Annotated in this window: 1 protein-coding gene; it reads left to right on the top strand. The window is 81.0% G+C overall.

Going from position 1 to position 247, the window contains the following annotated elements:
• Window positions 1–247 (top strand): hypothetical protein (locus C7C45_RS33820; protein ID WP_146247517.1); only part of this gene is annotated, 247 nt, incomplete at both ends.

Here is a 247-nt window from a genome sequence, read left to right as displayed (position 1 = left end):
GGGCACTCTGTCCCGCGGCCCCCGGCACCCCAGCCCGCCGGCCGCGCGCGCAGCAACCGTCCTGGCCACCCGGGCGTTGCCGCGGGCCCCGCTGGCCGGGCCGACGGGGGGGGCGGCCCGCCGCGACCTGGTCCGGATGCGCCCGTCGACCCGCCGGCTCACCGTCGAGCTCTTCGTGCTGGGGCTCGCCGTGCTCGCCGCGGTGCTGCTGCGTCGGCGCGGCCTCACCCTCGGTGAGGTGGACCCA

The organism is Micromonospora arborensis (genome assembly GCF_003205615.1).
Lineage (GTDB): Bacteria > Actinomycetota > Actinomycetes > Mycobacteriales > Micromonosporaceae > Micromonospora > Micromonospora arborensis.
The sequence above is the reverse complement of the archived record's forward strand: the minus strand, read 5'-3'. Positions and strand labels throughout refer to the sequence as shown.